Origin of the sequence: Curtobacterium sp. Leaf261 (assembly GCF_001422205.1) — a bacterium.
Taxonomy (GTDB): domain Bacteria; phylum Actinomycetota; class Actinomycetes; order Actinomycetales; family Microbacteriaceae; genus Curtobacterium.
Genome location: NZ_LMMJ01000007.1, coordinates 277,712 through 292,815, shown reverse-complemented (window position 1 = coordinate 292,815; position 15,104 = coordinate 277,712). Strand labels below are relative to the sequence as shown.

At 67.3% G+C, this 15,104-nt stretch carries 25 protein-coding genes; 24 read left to right on the top strand and 1 reads right to left on the bottom strand.

The features are described 5' to 3' along the window. Positions 1-43 precede the first annotated feature (43 nt). From rpsJ to map, 23 genes are all read left to right on the top strand, one after another. Positions 44-352 (top strand): 30S ribosomal protein S10, encoded by a 309-nt coding sequence (rpsJ, locus tag ASF23_RS06740; RefSeq protein WP_055950912.1) that lies wholly within the window; start codon positions 44-46, stop codon positions 350-352. A gap of 13 nt (positions 353-365) precedes the next feature. Next, on the top strand, positions 366-1,019 hold the full coding sequence (rplC, locus tag ASF23_RS06735; RefSeq protein WP_055950910.1) for a 50S ribosomal protein L3: 654 nt from the start codon (positions 366-368) through the stop codon (positions 1,017-1,019). Between the two features lie 2 nt (positions 1,020-1,021). Beyond that, positions 1,022-1,681 carry a 50S ribosomal protein L4 gene (gene rplD / locus ASF23_RS06730; protein WP_055950909.1) on the top strand — a complete coding sequence of 220 codons (660 nt, stop codon included), beginning with the start codon at positions 1,022-1,024 and terminating at the stop codon, positions 1,679-1,681. Then, positions 1,678-1,977: a 50S ribosomal protein L23 gene (rplW, locus tag ASF23_RS06725; protein ID WP_055950906.1), complete on the top strand. Its 300-nt coding sequence runs from the start codon at positions 1,678-1,680 to the stop codon at positions 1,975-1,977. Before rplD ends, rplW begins: the two co-directional genes overlap by 4 nt. A gap of 18 nt (positions 1,978-1,995) precedes the next feature. Continuing rightward, complete coding sequence (gene rplB / locus ASF23_RS06720) at positions 1,996-2,835, top strand: 50S ribosomal protein L2 (RefSeq protein WP_055950904.1); 840 nt, start codon at positions 1,996-1,998, stop codon at positions 2,833-2,835. Between the two features lie 12 nt (positions 2,836-2,847). Beyond that, positions 2,848-3,129, top strand: coding sequence for a 30S ribosomal protein S19 (gene rpsS / locus ASF23_RS06715; RefSeq protein ID WP_055950903.1), 282 nt, complete (start codon positions 2,848-2,850; stop codon positions 3,127-3,129). 21 nt (positions 3,130-3,150) lie between these two features. Beyond that, positions 3,151-3,543, top strand: a complete 393-nt coding sequence (gene rplV, locus ASF23_RS06710; protein WP_055950901.1) for a 50S ribosomal protein L22 — start codon at positions 3,151-3,153, stop codon at positions 3,541-3,543. Further along, the gene (gene rpsC / locus ASF23_RS06705; protein ID WP_055950899.1) at positions 3,543-4,373 is read left to right on the top strand and encodes a 30S ribosomal protein S3; all 831 of its coding nucleotides are present in this window, start codon (positions 3,543-3,545) and stop codon (positions 4,371-4,373) included. Before rplV ends, rpsC begins: the two co-directional genes overlap by 1 nt. Before the next feature lie 2 nt (positions 4,374-4,375). Continuing rightward, positions 4,376-4,795: a 50S ribosomal protein L16 gene (rplP, locus tag ASF23_RS06700; RefSeq protein WP_055950897.1), complete on the top strand. Its 420-nt coding sequence runs from the start codon at positions 4,376-4,378 to the stop codon at positions 4,793-4,795. Next, complete coding sequence (gene rpmC, locus ASF23_RS06695; RefSeq protein WP_055950895.1) at positions 4,795-5,136, top strand: 50S ribosomal protein L29; 342 nt, start codon at positions 4,795-4,797, stop codon at positions 5,134-5,136. Before rplP ends, rpmC begins: the two co-directional genes overlap by 1 nt. After that, positions 5,136-5,426, top strand: coding sequence for a 30S ribosomal protein S17 (gene rpsQ, locus ASF23_RS06690; RefSeq protein WP_055950893.1), 291 nt, complete (start codon positions 5,136-5,138; stop codon positions 5,424-5,426). The genes rpmC and rpsQ overlap by 1 nt, the downstream gene beginning before the upstream one ends. 32 nt (positions 5,427-5,458) lie before the next feature. After that, a complete protein-coding gene (gene rplN / locus ASF23_RS06685) occupies positions 5,459-5,827 on the top strand; it encodes a 50S ribosomal protein L14 (RefSeq protein WP_055950891.1) in 369 nt (122 codons plus the stop codon). A 2-nt stretch (positions 5,828-5,829) separates the two neighbouring features. Continuing rightward, on the top strand, positions 5,830-6,189 hold the full coding sequence (gene rplX / locus ASF23_RS06680; RefSeq protein WP_055950890.1) for a 50S ribosomal protein L24: 360 nt from the start codon (positions 5,830-5,832) through the stop codon (positions 6,187-6,189). Beyond that, a complete protein-coding gene (gene rplE, locus ASF23_RS06675) occupies positions 6,189-6,782 on the top strand; it encodes a 50S ribosomal protein L5 (RefSeq protein WP_055950888.1) in 594 nt (197 codons plus the stop codon). The genes rplX and rplE overlap by 1 nt, the downstream gene beginning before the upstream one ends. Positions 6,783-7,004: 222 nt before the next feature. Next, the gene (rpsH, locus tag ASF23_RS06670; RefSeq protein ID WP_055951581.1) at positions 7,005-7,403 is read left to right on the top strand and encodes a 30S ribosomal protein S8; all 399 of its coding nucleotides are present in this window, start codon (positions 7,005-7,007) and stop codon (positions 7,401-7,403) included. Positions 7,404-7,409: 6 nt separating this feature from the next. After that, positions 7,410-7,946: a 50S ribosomal protein L6 gene (gene rplF / locus ASF23_RS06665; RefSeq protein WP_055950886.1), complete on the top strand. Its 537-nt coding sequence runs from the start codon at positions 7,410-7,412 to the stop codon at positions 7,944-7,946. A gap of 2 nt (positions 7,947-7,948) precedes the next feature. Next, entirely contained in the window at positions 7,949-8,320 is a 372-nt protein-coding gene (rplR, locus tag ASF23_RS06660) for a 50S ribosomal protein L18 (protein ID WP_055950884.1), read from the top strand. Then, a complete protein-coding gene (gene rpsE, locus ASF23_RS06655) occupies positions 8,317-9,204 on the top strand; it encodes a 30S ribosomal protein S5 (RefSeq protein WP_055950882.1) in 888 nt (295 codons plus the stop codon). Before rplR ends, rpsE begins: the two co-directional genes overlap by 4 nt. Next, a complete protein-coding gene (gene rpmD, locus ASF23_RS06650) occupies positions 9,204-9,392 on the top strand; it encodes a 50S ribosomal protein L30 (RefSeq protein ID WP_055950880.1) in 189 nt (62 codons plus the stop codon). Before rpsE ends, rpmD begins: the two co-directional genes overlap by 1 nt. Next, complete coding sequence (gene rplO / locus ASF23_RS06645; RefSeq protein ID WP_082473887.1) at positions 9,389-9,901, top strand: 50S ribosomal protein L15; 513 nt, start codon at positions 9,389-9,391, stop codon at positions 9,899-9,901. Before rpmD ends, rplO begins: the two co-directional genes overlap by 4 nt. Positions 9,902-10,029: 128 nt before the next feature. Continuing rightward, complete coding sequence (gene secY, locus ASF23_RS06640) at positions 10,030-11,352, top strand: preprotein translocase subunit SecY (RefSeq protein WP_055950878.1); 1,323 nt, start codon at positions 10,030-10,032, stop codon at positions 11,350-11,352. Next, positions 11,349-11,951, top strand: coding sequence for an adenylate kinase (locus ASF23_RS06635; protein ID WP_055950875.1), 603 nt, complete (start codon positions 11,349-11,351; stop codon positions 11,949-11,951). Before secY ends, ASF23_RS06635 begins: the two co-directional genes overlap by 4 nt. 10 nt (positions 11,952-11,961) lie before the next feature. Beyond that, on the top strand, positions 11,962-12,798 hold the full coding sequence (gene map, locus ASF23_RS06630) for a type I methionyl aminopeptidase (protein ID WP_055950873.1): 837 nt from the start codon (positions 11,962-11,964) through the stop codon (positions 12,796-12,798). Positions 12,799-13,124: 326 nt separating this feature from the next. Here map and ASF23_RS06625 read toward each other — a convergent pair whose 3' ends face one another. Continuing rightward, the gene (locus ASF23_RS06625; RefSeq protein ID WP_055950871.1) at positions 13,125-14,366 is read right to left on the bottom strand and encodes an LCP family protein; all 1,242 of its coding nucleotides are present in this window, start codon (positions 14,364-14,366) and stop codon (positions 13,125-13,127) included. Between the two features lie 449 nt (positions 14,367-14,815). Here ASF23_RS06625 and infA point away from each other — a divergent pair, with 449 nt between their 5' ends. Then, entirely contained in the window at positions 14,816-15,037 is a 222-nt protein-coding gene (gene infA, locus ASF23_RS06620; RefSeq protein WP_017885509.1) for a translation initiation factor IF-1, read from the top strand. Positions 15,038-15,104: the final 67 nt, after the last annotated feature.

The following is a 15,104-nucleotide window of genomic DNA, read 5'->3' as shown; positions in this document are numbered from 1 at the left end:
GGCGGCCCGAGTGGTGCGCGGCGCAGAAGAGAGAGAAGAGAACATGGCGGGACAGAAGATCCGCATCCGGCTCAAGTCGTACGACCACGAGGTCATCGACACGTCGGCTCGGAAGATCGTCGACACGGTGACCCGTGCCGGTGCGACCGTTGTCGGCCCGGTGCCGCTCCCCACCGAGAAGAACGTGGTCGTCGTGATCCGTTCTCCCCACAAGTACAAGGACTCGCGCGAGCACTTCGAGAAGCGCACGCACAAGCGCGTCATCGACATCGTCGACCCGACGCCCAAGGCCGTCGACTCGCTCATGCGTCTCGACCTCCCGGCCGACGTCAACATCGAGATCAAGCTGTAGGGGGCGACCACTGATGGCAACTGCAACCAAGACCGTCAAGGGCCTGCTCGGCAAGAAGCTCGGCATGACCCAGGTGTGGGACGAGAACAACAAGCTCATCCCCGTCACCGTCGTCGAGATCTCGCCGAACGTCGTGACCCAGCTCCGCACCGTCGAGAAGGACGGCTACGTCGCGATCCAGATCGCCGCCGGCCAGATCGACCCGCGCAAGGTCAACAAGCCGGACGCCGGCCACTTCGAGGCCGCCGGGGTCACCCCGCGTCGCCACCTCACCGAGATCCGCACCGCCGACGCCGCGGAGTACGCGCTCGGCCAGGAGCTCACCGTCGACACGTTCGAGGTCGGCCAGAAGGTCGACGTCGTCGGCACCAGCAAGGGCAAGGGCTTCGCCGGTGTCATGAAGCGTCACAACTTCAAGGGTGTCGGCGCCTCGCACGGTGCGCACCGCAACCACCGCAAGCCCGGCTCGATCGGTGCTTCGTCGACCCCGTCGCGTGTCTTCAAGGGCATGCGCATGGCCGGTCGCATGGGTGGGGAGCGCGTCACCGTCCTCAACCTCACGGTGCACGCCGTCGACGCCGAGAAGGGTGTGCTGCTCGTCAAGGGCGCCGTCCCCGGTGCTCGTGGCCGCATCGTCTTCGTCCGCACCGCCGTGAAGGGTAAGTGAGCATGGCCACCACGACTGCAACCACGATCGACGTCCTCGACGCGTCCGGCGCCAAGTCGGGCACGTTCGAGCTCCCCGCCGAGGTCTTCGACGTCGAGACCAACGTCCCCCTGATCCACCAGGTCGTCGTCGCCCAGCTCGCCGCAGCGCGCCAGGGCACGCACAAGACCAAGCGTCGCGGCGAGGTGTCCGGCGCCGGCCGCAAGCCGTTCAAGCAGAAGGGCACCGGTCGCGCCCGTCAGGGCTCCATCCGTGCGCCCCAGATGACCGGTGGTGGCATCGTCCACGGACCGACGCCGCGCGACTACTCGCAGCGCACCCCCAAGAAGATGATCGCCAAGGCGACGCTCGGTGCCCTGTCCGACCGCGCACGCGGTGGCCGCATCCACGCGGTGGAGTCGTTCATCGAGGCCGAGGTCCCCTCGACCAAGACGGTGCTCACGCTCCTCGCCAAGATCGCCCCGGTGAAGCACGTCCTCGTGGTGCTCGAGGCGAACGACGAGGTCGCGCTCAAGAGCGTCCGCAACCTGCCGAACGTCCACGCGCTCACGTACGGCCAGCTCAACGCCTACGACGTCCTCGTCAGCGATGACATCGTCTTCAGCAAGAGCGCCCTCGACGCGTTCGTCGCATCGAAGACCGCGAAGGAGATCACCGCATGAGCGGCAACAACAAGGACCCCCGCGACATCATCATCTCGCCGGTCGTCTCGGAGAAGAGCTACTCGCTGATCGACCAGGGCAAGTACACGTTCATCGTGGACCCCCGTGCGAACAAGACCGAGATCAAGTTCGCGATCGAGAAGATCTTCGACGTCAAGGTCGCCGGGATCAACACCCTGAACCGTCCGGGCAAGACCCGCCGCACGCGTTTCGGCACTGGCAAGCGCAAGGACACCAAGCGCGCCATCGTCACGCTCAAGTCCGGTTCGATCGACATCTTCACGGCTGTCGGCTGAGGACCAGAGGGATAAATCATGGCTATTCGCAACTACAAGCCGACGACCCCCGGTCGTCGCGGCTCGTCCGTCTCGGACTTCGCTGAGATCACGCGTTCCACCCCGGAGAAGTCGCTCCTGCGTCCGCTCCCCAAGACGGGTGGCCGCAACAGCTCCGGTCGCATCACGACCCGCCACATCGGTGGTGGGCACAAGCGCCAGTACCGCGTCATCGACTTCCGTCGCAACGACAAGGACGGCGTCGACGCCAAGGTCGCGCACATCGAGTACGACCCCAACCGCACCGCGCGCATCGCGCTGCTCCACTTCGTGGACGGCACCAAGCGCTACATCCTCGCGCCGAACCGCCTGAAGCAGGGCGACGTCGTCGAGTCGGGTGCCGGCGCCGACATCAAGCCCGGCAACAACCTGCCCCTCCGGAACATCCCGGTCGGTACGGTCATCCACGCCATCGAGCTCCGCCCCGGTGGCGGTGCGAAGATGGCCCGCTCCGCCGGCGCCTCGGTGCGTCTCGTCGCCAAGGACGGCCCCTACGCGCAGCTCCGTCTGCCGTCGGGCGAGGTCCGGAACGTCGACGCCCGCTGCCGCGCCACGATCGGCGAGGTCGGCAACGCCGAGCAGTCGAACATCAACTGGGGCAAGGCCGGCCGCATGCGCTGGAAGGGCGTCCGCCCGACCGTGCGTGGTGTCGCCATGAACCCGGTCGACCACCCGCACGGTGGTGGTGAGGGCAAGACCTCCGGTGGTCGCCACCCGGTCAGCCCGTGGGGTCAGGCCGAGGGCCGTACCCGCAAGCGGAACAAGCCCAGCGACAAGCTCATCGTTCGTCGCCGCAACGCCGGCAAGAAGCGCAAGTAGGAGTTGTAGAAGATGCCACGCAGTCTGAAGAAGGGCCCCTTCGTCGACGACCACCTGCTCCGCAAGGTCGTTGCACAGAACGAGGCCAACACCAAGAACGTGATCCGTACCTGGTCGCGTCGCTCGATGATCGTCCCGAACATGCTCGGACACACGATCGCCGTGCACGACGGCCGCAAGCACATCCCGGTGTTCGTCACCGAGTCGATGGTCGGTCACAAGCTGGGCGAGTTCGCCCCGACCCGCACCTTCCGCGGCCACGTGAAGGACGACAAGAAGGGCCGTCGCCGCTAAGGCGACAGGAGGAGGAGAGAAATGGTGGAGTCGATCGCCCGCGTGCGACACATCCGCGTCACGCCTCAGAAGGCCCGTCGCGTCATCGCACTGATCAAGGGCAAGCAGGCCCATGAGGCACTCGCCATCCTGAAGTTCGCCCCCCAGGGCGCTTCGGAGCCCGTGTACAAGCTCGTCGCCTCGGCGATCGCGAACGCACGGGTCAAGGCCGACCAGAGCAACAGCTTCCTCGACGAGCGCGACCTCTACGTGAGCAGCGTCTTCGTCGACGAGGGCACCACCCTCAAGCGGTTCCAGCCGCGTGCACAGGGTCGCGCCTTCCGCATCAACAAGCGCACCAGCCACATCACGGTCGTCCTCGCGACGCCGGATGAGGTCGAGGCGGCCGCTACGAGCAAGAAGGCGAGCAAGTAATGGGCCAGAAGGTCAACCCGTACGGCTTCCGTCTCGGTATCACCACGGACCACATCTCCCACTGGTTCACGGACAGCACGAAGAAGGGTCAGCGCTACGCCGACTACGTGGCTGAGGACATCAAGATCCGTCAGATGCTGACGAAGTCCCTCGACCGCGCGGGCGTCGCCCGCATCGAGCTCGAGCGCACCCGTGACCGTGTCCGCGTGGACATCCACACCGCTCGCCCCGGCATCGTCATCGGTCGCCGTGGTGCAGAGGCGGAGCGCATCCGTGGCGACCTCGAGAAGCTCACCGGCAAGCAGATCCAGCTGAACATCCTCGAGGTGAAGAACCCCGAGACCGAGGCGCAGCTCGTCGCACAGGGGATCGCGGAGCAGCTCAGTGCTCGCGTCGCGTTCCGTCGTGCGATGCGCAAGGGCCTCCAGGGTGCTCAGCGCGCCGGCGCCAAGGGTGTCCGCATCCAGGTGTCCGGTCGTCTCGGCGGCGCCGAGATGAGCCGCTCGGAGTTCTACCGCGAGGGCCGCGTGCCCCTGCACACGCTCCGCGCCAACATCGACTACGGCTTCTACGAGGCCCGGACGACGTTCGGTCGCATCGGTGTGAAGGTGTGGATCTACAAGGGCGACATCACCAACAAGGAGCTCGCTCGCGAGCAGGCGAACCAGCGTTCGTCCCGTCCGGAGCGTCGCGATGGCGGTGGCCGTGGGCCCCGCGGTGGCGGCCGCGACGGCGGGCGTGACGGTGGACGCGACAGCGCCCCCCGTGGCGACCGTCGCGAGCAGCAGGCTCCGCAGGACGCGCCGGCCGGCGCAGGAGTTGAGGCGTAATCATGCTTATTCCCCGTCGAGTCAAGCACCGCAAGCAGCACCACCCGAAGCGGTCGGGTCAGGCCACCGGTGGCACCAAGGTGTCGTTCGGTGACTACGGGATCCAGGCCCTCACGCCTGCGTACGTGACCAACCGTCAGATCGAGTCCGCTCGTATCGCCATGACGCGTCACATCAAGCGTGGCGGCAAGGTGTGGATCAACATCTACCCCGACCGTCCGCTCACGAAGAAGCCCGCCGAGACCCGCATGGGTTCCGGTAAGGGTTCCCCCGAGTGGTGGGTCGCCAACGTCAAGCCGGGTCGCGTGCTCTTCGAGCTCTCCGGCGTGAGCGACGAGATCGCTCGCGAGGCGCTCACCCGAGCAATCCACAAGCTGCCCCTCAAGGCACGCATCATCAAGCGCGAGGAGGGCGACGCATAATGGCGATCGGTTCCAAGGAGCTCCGTCCGACGGAGCTCGACACCTTCGAGGACGAGCGTCTCGCTGACGAGCTCAAGAAGGCCAAGGAAGAGCTGTTCAACCTGCGCTTCCAGTCGGCCACCGGCCAGCTCGAGAGCCACGGCCGTCTCCGTGCCGTCAAGCGCGACATCGCTCGCATCTACACGGTCCTGCGTGAGCGCGAGCTCGGCATCCGTGCCACCCCCGCCCCCGTCGAGGCGCCCAAGGCCGCGGCGAAGAAGTCGACGAAGAAGGCTGACAAGCCCTCCGCGTCGGCCGAGGCCACCGAGACCCCCGCATCGACCAGCACTGAGGAGAAGTAATGGCTACCGAGAAGACTGAGGTCGACTCCACGGCCGTCACTCGCGGCTACCGCAAGACCCGTCGTGGCTACGTCACGAGCGACAAGATGGACAAGACCATCGTCGTCGAGGTCGAGGACCGCGTGAAGCACCCGCTGTACGGCAAGGTCATCCGCCGTACCTCCAAGGTCAAGGCGCACGACGAGCTCGGTACCGCAGGCATCGGCGACCTCGTCGTCATCAGCGAGACCCGTCCCCTCAGCGCCTCCAAGCGCTGGCGCCTGGTCGAGATCCTCGAGAAGGCCAAGTAGGCCTCGGCCTTCTTGCGGAAAAGGAGACAGCAGTGATCCAGCAGGAATCCCGCCTCAAGGTCGCCGACAACACCGGTGCCAAGGAGATCCTGGCCATCCGAGTGCTCGGTGGCTCAGGTCGTCGCTACGCCGGACTCGGTGACGTCATCGTCGCCACGGTCAAGGACGCGATCCCCGGCGGCAACGTCAAGAAGGGTGACGTCGTCAAGGCCGTCATCGTTCGCACCAAGAAGGAGACCCGTCGTCCGGACGGCTCCTACATCAAGTTCGACGAGAACGCAGCCGTGATCCTCAAGGCGGACGGCGACCCCCGCGGTACCCGAATCTTCGGGCCGGTCGGTCGTGAGCTCCGCGACAAGAAGTTCATGAAGATCATCTCGCTGGCGCCGGAGGTCATTTAGTCATGGCGAACATCAAGAAGGGCGACCTCGTCCAGATCATCTCGGGACCGACCCAGGCCCGCGGCGGAGACCGCGGCAAGCAGGGCAAGGTCATCGAGGTCCTGAAGGACGAGAACCGAGTCGTCGTCGAGGGTGTCAACTTCGTCAAGAAGCACGTGCGCGTCGGTCAGACGCAGCGCGGCTCCAAGACGGGTGGCATCGAGACGCACGAGGCGCCGATCCACGTGTCGAACGTGGCCATCGTCGACCCGAAGACCAAGAAGCCGACCCGCGTCGGATTCCGCACCGAGACGGTCGAGAAGGGCGGCGTCACCAAGACCGTCCGCGTCCGTTACGCCAAGAAGTCTGGTGAGGACCTGTAATGAGCGACACCACGTCTGCCGCGACTGTTGAGAAAGTTCAACCGCGCCTGAAGCAGAAGTACAAGACCGACATCACGGCCGCTCTCACCGAGCAGTTCTCGTACACGAACGTCCACCAGGTCCCCGGCCTGGTCAAGGTCGTCGTCAACACGGGTGTCGGCGAGGCAGCTCGCGACTCCAAGATCATCGACGGGGCCATCAAGGACCTCACCGCGATCACGGGTCAGAAGCCGCAGGTCACCAAGGCCCGCAAGTCCATCGCGCAGTTCAAGCTCCGTGAGGGTCAGCCGATCGGTGCGCACGTCACGCTGCGCGGCGACCGTGCCTGGGAGTTCCTCGACCGCCTCCTGTCGCTCGCGCTCCCGCGCATCCGCGACTTCCGTGGCCTGAGCGACCGCCAGTTCGACGGCAACGGCAACTACACCTTCGGTCTCACGGAGCAGAGCGTGTTCCACGAGATCGACCAGGACCGCATCGACCGTGTCCGCGGCTTCGACATCACCGTCGTCACCACCGCGAAGACGGACGACGAGGGCCGCGCGCTGCTCCGTCAGCTCGGGTTCCCGTTCCGCTCCACCGAGCAGACGGTCTAAGATCGTTCGGGCGGCACGACCGGGATCACTCCCGGTCTGCCGCCCGACCTCCGGATCGGGGTGTACGCCCTGATCCGTCCCGACACCGGGCACTCCCGGTGTCGTCCAGGTCCCGCGCACCGTACGACGTCAGCGTCGCGCACCGCAGCAGGGACCGAATCGATCATCAAGGTCGGCACTCGTGGAACGGGTGTCGAAACCGGATGAGAACGGATGACCATCATGACGATGACCGATCCGGTCGCAGACATGCTGACCAGATTGCGGAACGCGAACTCGGCGCACCACGACGCCGTCTCGCTTCCCAGCTCCAAGCTGAAGACGCACATCGCTGAGATCCTCAAGCGCGAGGGTTTCATCACCGAGTGGAAGGTCGCGGACGCTCGCGTCGGCCAGACCCTCACCATCGACCTGAAGTACGGCCCCGAGCGCGAGCGCTCGATCGTCGGCATCAAGCGCGTCTCCAAGCCCGGCCTCCGGGTGTACGCAAAGTCGACAGAGATCCCCCAGGTCCTCGGTGGCCTCGGCGTGGCGATCCTGTCGACCTCCTCGGGACTCCTCACGGACCGCGAGGCCGAGCAGAAGGGCGTAGGCGGAGAAGTCATCGCCTACGTGTGGTGATCGACCATGTCACGTATCGGACGTCTTCCCATTGACATCCCCGCCGGCGTCACCGTGACCGTCGACGGCGCGAACGTCGCCGTCAAGGGCCCGAAGGGCGAGCTCGCGCTCACCGTCGCCAGCCCCATCCAGGCAGCCGTCGAGGACAACCAGGTCCTCGTCTCCCGCCCGGACGACGAGCGCACCTCGCGGTCGCTCCACGGCCTGACCCGCACCCTCATCGCGAACCAGATCATCGGCGTCACCCAGGGCTACTCCAAGGGCCTCGAGGTCGTCGGTACCGGGTACCGCGTCCAGGCGAAGGGCTCGAACGTCGAGTTCGCCCTCGGCTACTCCCACCCGATCACGGTCGAGCCGCCCGCGGGCATCAGCTTCGCCGTCGAGGGCAACAACAAGCTCACGGTGAACGGCATCGACAAGCAGGCCGTCGGTGAGGTCGCCGCCAACATCCGCAAGCTGCGGAAGCCGGAGCCCTACAAGGGCAAGGGTGTCCGCTACGCCGGCGAGGTCGTCCGCCGCAAGGCCGGAAAGTCAGGTAAGTAATCATGGCTATCGGAACTCGAGGAGCGAGCAAGTCGGCCGCCAAGGCGCGCCGTCACACCCGTCTCCGCAAGAAGATCACCGGAACCGAGGCACGTCCCCGTCTCGTCGTCAACCGTTCGGCACGTCACGTGTTCGTCCAGGTCATCGACGACACCAAGGGCCACACCCTCGCCAGCGCGTCGACGATGGAGGCGGACCTCCGCACCAACGACGGCGACAAGACGGCCAAGGCCCGCAAGGTCGGCGAGCTCATCGCCGAGCGTGCGAAGTCCGCCGGAGTCGAGGCGGTCGTCTTCGACCGTGGCGGCAGCAAGTACGCCGGTCGCGTCGCCGCGATCGCCGAAGGCGCCCGTGAAGGAGGGCTGAACCTGTGAGCGACACCGCGAACAACGCAGAGGACACCAAGGGCACGGAGGACACCACGTCCACCGAGACCACGAACACCGAGACCACGAACACCGACGCGACGCCGGCCGACGCTGCGGCGACGACCGACGCCACGTCGACGGACGCTCCGGCGGCCGACGCTGCTGCGACCACGGACGCCAAGGCACCCGTCGCCGCGGAGGCAGTCGTCGAGAAGCCCGTCGAGACCGCAGCGGGTTCCGCTTCGGCCAACCGCGAGTCCGGCCGCGACGCCGGTCGTCGTGGTGGCGGCGGTGGCGGTCGTGACCGTCAGCAGGGTGGCCGTGGCGGCGACCGCAACAGCCGGGGTGGCGAGAGCCAGTTCCTCGAGCGCGTCGTCACCATCAACCGCGTCTCCAAGGTCGTCAAGGGTGGTCGTCGCTTCAGCTTCACCGCGCTTGTCGTCGTCGGTGACGGCAACGGTCTCGTGGGCGTCGGCTACGGCAAGGCCCGCGAGGTCCCCACCGCGATCTCCAAGGGCGTCGAGGAGGCGAAGAAGAACTTCTTCCGCGTCCCCCGCGTCGGCAACACGATCCCGCACCCGGTGCAGGGCGAGGCGGCCGCCGGTGTGGTCCTCCTCCGTCCGGCAGCTGCCGGTACCGGTGTCATCGCCGGTGGTCCGGTCCGCGCCGTGCTCGAGTGCGCTGGCATCCACGACGTCCTGAGCAAGTCGCTCGGCTCGTCGAACACCATCAACATCGTGCACGCGACGGTCACCGCGCTGCAGCAGCTCGAGGAGCCCCGTGCGGTCGCCGCGCGTCGTGGTCTCCCCGTCGACCGGGTCGTCCCGGAGCGTCTGCTGCGCGCAGAGGCCGCCGCTCGTACGGCAGCGACCGAGAAGGCAGGTGCCTGATGGCTCGCATGCTGAAGGTGACCCAGATCAAGTCCGTTATCAGCGAGAAGCAGTACCAGCGCGACACGCTCCGCAGCCTGGGCCTCAAGCGCATCGGCCGTACGGTCCTGCGCGAGGACAACTCCCAGAACCGCGGGTACGTCGCAACGGTCGCGCACCTCGTCAAGGTCGAGGAGATTGACTCATGACCGACGCACCCAAGGCCACCAAGGCCTCGTCGACCAAGTCGACCGACACCAAGGCCCCCGAGGCCCGCGTGCAGGTCCTCAAGGTCCACCACCTCCGCCCGGCAGCCGGTTCCAAGAAGGACCGTATGCGCGTCGGTCGCGGTGAGGGTTCCAAGGGAAAGACGGCCGGCCGCGGTACGAAGGGCCAGAAGGCCCGGTACCAGGTCAAGGTCGGCTTCGAGGGTGGGCAGATGCCGCTGCACATGCGCACCCCGAAGCTCCGCGGGTTCAAGAACCCGTTCCGCGTCGAGTACCAGGTCGTGAACCTGGAGAAGCTCGCCGAGCTCTACCCGACGGGTGGTGAGGTCACCAGCAGCGACCTCGTCGCCAAGGGCGCGGTGCGGAAGAACGAGAAGGTCAAGGTTCTCGGTCAGGGTGACATCAGCGTGAAGCTCACGGTCGCGGTCGACAAGGTCTCGGCTTCGGCCGAGGAGAAGATCGTGGCGGCGGGCGGCACCGTCACCAAGTAGAACCACCGTCGGCGGCCCGTGCTGAGCACGGGCCGCCGGTTCGGTTTCCTTGACGCGATCCTGTTCGGGCAGGATCGTAGACGGGGACGGCTCAGTCGTCCTCGCACACATCGAAGTACGGAGATCTCGTGTTCAGAGCGGTTGCGCGCATCATGCGCACCCCCGACCTTCGCAAGAAGATCGGTTTCACCCTCGCGATCATCGCGCTGTTCCGCCTGGGGTCGTACATCCCCGCACCGTTCGTCGACTACACGAGCGTCCAGGCCTGTCTGGCCAGCGCGTCGTCGTCGCAGGGCCTCTACGAGCTCGTCAACCTGTTCTCAGGTGGCGCGCTGCTGAAGCTCTCCGTCTTCGCGCTCGGCATCATGCCGTACATCACGTCGTCGATCATCGTGCAGCTGTTGCGCGTGGTCATCCCGCACTTCGACGCCCTCTACAAGGAGGGCCAGTCGGGCCAGGCGAAGCTGACGCAGTACACGCGTTACCTCACGATCGCGCTGGGCGTCCTGCAGTCGACCACCCTGATCACCGTGGCCCGCTCCGGCGCGCTCTTCGGTTCGTCGGCGTCGACCTCGTGCTCGTCGATCATCTCGAACGACAGCTGGTACGCGATCCTCCTCATGGTGGTCACGCTGACCGCCGGCACCGGCCTCATCATGTGGATGGGCGAGCTCGTCACCGAGCGCGGCATCGGCAACGGCATGTCGCTCCTCATCTTCACCTCCATCGCAGCGCAGTTCCCCTCCGCGCTCTGGAGCATCGAGCAGTCGCAGTCGTTCGAGCTGTTCCTGTTCATCATCCTGGTCGGCCTCGTGATCATGATGGCCGTCGTGTTCGTCGAGCAGTCGCAGCGACGGATCCCCGTGCAGTACGCCAAGCGGATGGTCGGCAGGCGGACCTACGGCGGCAACAACACCTACATCCCGATCAAGGTGAACATGGCCGGCGTCGTGCCCGTCATCTTCGCCTCGTCGCTGCTGTACCTGCCGGCGCTCGTCGCACAGTTCAACCAGAAGGCCGACGGCACCGAGCCCGCGGCGTGGGTGACCTGGATCCAGAACAACCTGACCTCGGGTGACAACTGGTTCTACATGGTGCTGTACTTCCTGCTCATCGTCGGGTTCACGTACTTCTACGTCGCGATCACCTTCAACCCGGAGGAGGTCGCGGACAACATGAAGAAGTACGGCGGCTTCATCCCGGGCATCCGGGCCGGTCGCCCGACAGCGGAGTACCTCGACTACGTGCTCACCCGCGTCACGCTGCCAGGGTCGCTGTACCTCGGCATCATCGCCCTCATCCCGCTCGCCGCCCTGGCGTGGTTCGGTGCGAACCAGAACTTCCCGTTCGGTGGCGCCAGCATCCTGATCATCGTCGGTGTCGGCCTCGAGACGGTGAAGCAGATCGACTCCCAGCTGCAGCAGCGCCACTACGAAGGGCTCCTCCGTTGAGCGCACGTCTCGTGATCGTCGGGCCCCCCGGAGCGGGCAAGGGCACGCAGGCCGGACGCATCGCCGAGACGTTCGGGGTCCCCGCGATCTCGACCGGTGACATCTTCCGACAGAACGTCCGCGACGCGACACCGCTCGGCGTCAAGGTCACGGCGATCCTCGACGCGGGTGACTACGTGCCGGACGAGCTGACGAACGAGCTCATCGCCGACCGGCTCGCGCAGCCGGACGCCGAGGCCGGCTTCCTGCTCGACGGGTACCCGCGCACCACGGCCCAGGTGTCCTCGCTCGACCGCCTCCTCGCCGCCCAGTCGCAGTCCATCGACGCCGTCATCCGGCTCGTGGCGGACCGGGAGGCGCTCGTCGGACGTCTGCTCAAGCGTGCGTCCGAGCAGGGCCGGAGCGATGACACCGAGGACGTCGTCCGCCGTCGCCAGGAGATCTACACGGCGGAGACCGCACCGATCGTCGCGGCGTACGCCGAGCGCGGTCTCGTGGTGGACGTCGACGGACTGGGTTCCGTGGACGAGGTCGGCGACCGCATCGCGGAGGCGCTGTCCTCCCGCGGGCTCGTCGCCGACGGCACGACGGTCTCCTGACCGTCCGAGGATGATCCGCTTCAGCAGACCCTCGATCTACAAGTCGCCGGACGAACTCCGCGCGATGGTCCGGCCGGGCGTCCTCACCGAGGCGGCGCTCGTCGCGGTCCGAGCCGCACTGCAGCCCGGGGCCACCACCGGGCAGCTCGACGCGATCGCCGAGCGTGTCATCCGCGAAGGCGGTGGGATCCCGAACTTCCAGCTCGTGCCCGGGTACCGCCACACGCTGTGCGTCTCGGTGAACGACGAGATCGTGCACGGCATCCCTGGTGACCGGGTGGTCGAACCAGGCGACATCGTGTCGGTCGACGCGGGCGCCGAGGTCGACGGCTGGAACGGGGACAGCGCGATCACCGTGGTGGTTCCCGGGGATGCGGATCCTGAGCGGGCACGCGTGCGTGCGGCACTGCGCGACGTCACGGAGCGGTCCATGTGGCACGGCATCGCGGCACTCGCGAGCGTTCGGCACCTCAACGAGGTGGGTGCGGCCATCGAGGACGTCGTCGACGCGGACGGCGAGTGGGGCATCGTCGAGGACTTCACCGGACACGGCATCGGCCGGTCGATGCACGAGGACCCGCCGGTGTTCAACTACCGGGTCCGCGGGAACGGTCCCGCGGTGAAGCCCGGCCTGGTCGTCGCGATCGAGCCGATGGTGACCGCCGGTTCGATCGACGGTTCCACCGACGCCGACGAGTGGACGGTCCGCACCGTGGACGGTTCGGACGCAGCGCACTGGGAGCACAGCGTCGCCGTGCACGAGGGCGGCATCTGGGTCCTGACCGCATCGGACGGCGGCGCGAGCGCGCTCGCCCCGCTCGGCGTCCGCCCGGTCCCCGTCGCCTGACCAGCGGCCCGCCATCGGGTCTCGGACTGGAGGCACGGTTCCGCTCGGTCGCGCTGGCCCGGCCCGGCACCCCCGAGGCCGCGCGTGCCGCAGGCGCCGGACTCGTCCTGTCGGCGCTCGAACGGTGTGGCAGGCACCGGACCGATGTGGGCACCGGACCGGTGTGGGCACCGAACCGGTGTGGCGGGCGCCGGACCGGTGGAGTGGTCGATCGCCGGGTCGTGCGCACATGCACCCGGCCCGTGCGTGGCGGACGGTCGCCGACGGACCGGCGGTGGGTCGTGCCTCCCGGCCGTGTCAGCGTGCTGCGGGGCGGACGCGACCCGTCAGTTGCCGACGGAGCAGGTCTGCTCCGCGGCGGACTGCCCGCTGATGGACGAGGGCAGCGGTGTCGATGCCTCGGACGGTGTCGCGGACGGCGCGGCCGTGGTGGCGTCCGACGTCGGTGCCGAGGCCGCCCCGGTCGCGGTGCCGTCACTCTCGGACGCGCGGCCGGTGCTCGAGTCGCTCAGGGACGTCTTCGTGTCGTTCTGCAGTGCGACGTTCAGCGTGTGGGCGTCCGACTGCGCGACGATCACCCTCGCGGGGTCGTCCGGATCGTCGACGACCGGGTACTGCACGAAGAGCATGTTCGATGTGCTCATCCCGCGGAGCGTCGTCGCGAGGCCGACCAGGGTCGTCGTCGAGGCGAGGCCGTCCGAGAGGGTCATGTTCGAGATCGCCGCGCGCGCCAGCTTGTAGAGGGTCAGCGGGTTCGACAGCGTGCCGTCGGAGGTGACCTTGCGGAGGAGGGCGGAGAGGAACACCTGCTGCGAGCTGATCCGGGCGAGGTCGCTGCCGTCGCCGACACCGTGCCGCGTGCGGAGGAACTTCAGGGCGTCGTCGCCCTGCAGGGAGTGGTTCCCCGCGGTCAGGTGGAGACCGGTGAACGCGTCGTCGATCTGGTTCGCGACGCAGACGTCCACGCCGCCGACGGCGTTCGACATCTCGATCACGCCGTCGAACGTGATCATGCCGGCATAGGGGATCGAGAGGCCGGTGAGGTTCTCCACGGTGTCGACGACGCAGGAGAGTCCGCCGTTGCCGAGCGCGGTGTTGAACTGCGCGGCGGTCGAGGACGGGTAGGACGTGCCGGTCTCCGGGTTCGTGCACGCGGGCATCGGGACGATGAGGTCGCGGGGGAAGCTGACCGCGGTGAGCTGGGTGTGGTCCGCTGAGATGTGTACGAGGATCGTGACGTCGTTCCGGGCGCCCTCGACGTCCTCGTTCGCGTCGAACTGGTCGATCCTCGTGTCGCTGCCCGCGAGCAGGATGTTCGCGCCGCCCTTCATCGCCGTGATGTCGGTCTTGTTCGCGGTCGAGGTGTCATCGGTGCTCAGCTTGACGGTGTTGATCCCGCCGGTGATCGACTGGAGTGCGACGGCGCCGACGGAGACCCCGCTCACGGCGACGACGGCCATCACGGTCGCGAACCCGACGAGCAGCGTGGTCCAGGCACGGCGCCGGGGGAGACGACCGTGGCGTGCGATGCCGGGGCGGCCGCCGCGGCGCTGGGGGGCGTCGGGCACGCTGGACTCCGTTCGACGGGCGCTCTGGGCGCTGGGGCTGGTGGCGGTCCGCCTGCGTCGGGGTTCGCGGCGACTGCTCGAGTCGACTCCCTGGTGGACGTCGACGGGGCAACGGTACGATGTCCTGCCCTCGACGCTCCGGGAAATCGCCGTCAAAGGGCTGAAGAGACGTCCGGCCTCCGTCCGACGACGCGGATCGGGCACCGCTGGGACGGCGCGCCGACCTCGACTTGGCAATCTTCGTGTTATCACATACGATCGATCTTTGGTGTGTCATGCCCTCGTGGCGTGGCGCAGGCGTCCGCTCCGGCGGATGGCCGTCCGCCGGCGGGTCACTCCCGCCGTCGACGCGGACACCGAACCCGCATGACTGGTTCGGACCACTGAAGCGACACTCCATCCCAGGACGGCCATGCACGGCGGCCGCCAGAACTAATGACAGTGAGGCCATGGCCAAGAAAGACGGTGTCATCGAGATCGAAGGCTCGGTGCTCGAAGCGCTGCCCAACGCGATGTTCCGCGTTGAGCTGACCAACGGGCACAAGGTCCTCGCGCACATCTCGGGGAAGATGCGCCAGCACTACATCCGCATCCTGCCGGAGGACCGCGTGATCGTGGAGCTGAGCCCGTACGACCTGACACGCGGCCGGATCGTCTACCGCTACAAGTGATCCGAGCTGGAAAGGAACGGCCCGACACTCCCGTCGGGCACGAAGCCAGCGAGATCAAGGAATCAAC

Coding starts and splice junctions, on each gene's coding strand:
- rplO (WP_082473887.1), top strand. CDS start 9,389: ATGACCGACGCACCCAAGGCCACCAAGGCCTCGTCGACCAAGTCGACC.
- rplX (WP_055950890.1), top strand. CDS start 5,830: ATGGCGAACATCAAGAAGGGCGACCTCGTCCAGATCATCTCGGGACCG.
- rplE (WP_055950888.1), top strand. CDS start 6,189: ATGAGCGACACCACGTCTGCCGCGACTGTTGAGAAAGTTCAACCGCGC.
- rpsC (WP_055950899.1), top strand. CDS start 3,543: ATGGGCCAGAAGGTCAACCCGTACGGCTTCCGTCTCGGTATCACCACG.
- infA (WP_017885509.1), top strand. CDS start 14,816: ATGGCCAAGAAAGACGGTGTCATCGAGATCGAAGGCTCGGTGCTCGAA.
- rplR (WP_055950884.1), top strand. CDS start 7,949: ATGGCTATCGGAACTCGAGGAGCGAGCAAGTCGGCCGCCAAGGCGCGC.
- rplV (WP_055950901.1), top strand. CDS start 3,151: ATGGTGGAGTCGATCGCCCGCGTGCGACACATCCGCGTCACGCCTCAG.
- rpsH (WP_055951581.1), top strand. CDS start 7,005: ATGACGATGACCGATCCGGTCGCAGACATGCTGACCAGATTGCGGAAC.
- rpmD (WP_055950880.1), top strand. CDS start 9,204: ATGGCTCGCATGCTGAAGGTGACCCAGATCAAGTCCGTTATCAGCGAG.
- rplF (WP_055950886.1), top strand. CDS start 7,410: ATGTCACGTATCGGACGTCTTCCCATTGACATCCCCGCCGGCGTCACC.
- rpsQ (WP_055950893.1), top strand. CDS start 5,136: ATGGCTACCGAGAAGACTGAGGTCGACTCCACGGCCGTCACTCGCGGC.
- rplW (WP_055950906.1), top strand. CDS start 1,678: ATGAGCGGCAACAACAAGGACCCCCGCGACATCATCATCTCGCCGGTC.
- rpmC (WP_055950895.1), top strand. CDS start 4,795: ATGGCGATCGGTTCCAAGGAGCTCCGTCCGACGGAGCTCGACACCTTC.
- rpsS (WP_055950903.1), top strand. CDS start 2,848: ATGCCACGCAGTCTGAAGAAGGGCCCCTTCGTCGACGACCACCTGCTC.
- rplC (WP_055950910.1), top strand. CDS start 366: ATGGCAACTGCAACCAAGACCGTCAAGGGCCTGCTCGGCAAGAAGCTC.
- rplP (WP_055950897.1), top strand. CDS start 4,376: ATGCTTATTCCCCGTCGAGTCAAGCACCGCAAGCAGCACCACCCGAAG.
- rplB (WP_055950904.1), top strand. CDS start 1,996: ATGGCTATTCGCAACTACAAGCCGACGACCCCCGGTCGTCGCGGCTCG.
- rplD (WP_055950909.1), top strand. CDS start 1,022: ATGGCCACCACGACTGCAACCACGATCGACGTCCTCGACGCGTCCGGC.
- rpsJ (WP_055950912.1), top strand. CDS start 44: ATGGCGGGACAGAAGATCCGCATCCGGCTCAAGTCGTACGACCACGAG.
- map (WP_055950873.1), top strand. CDS start 11,962: ATGATCCGCTTCAGCAGACCCTCGATCTACAAGTCGCCGGACGAACTC.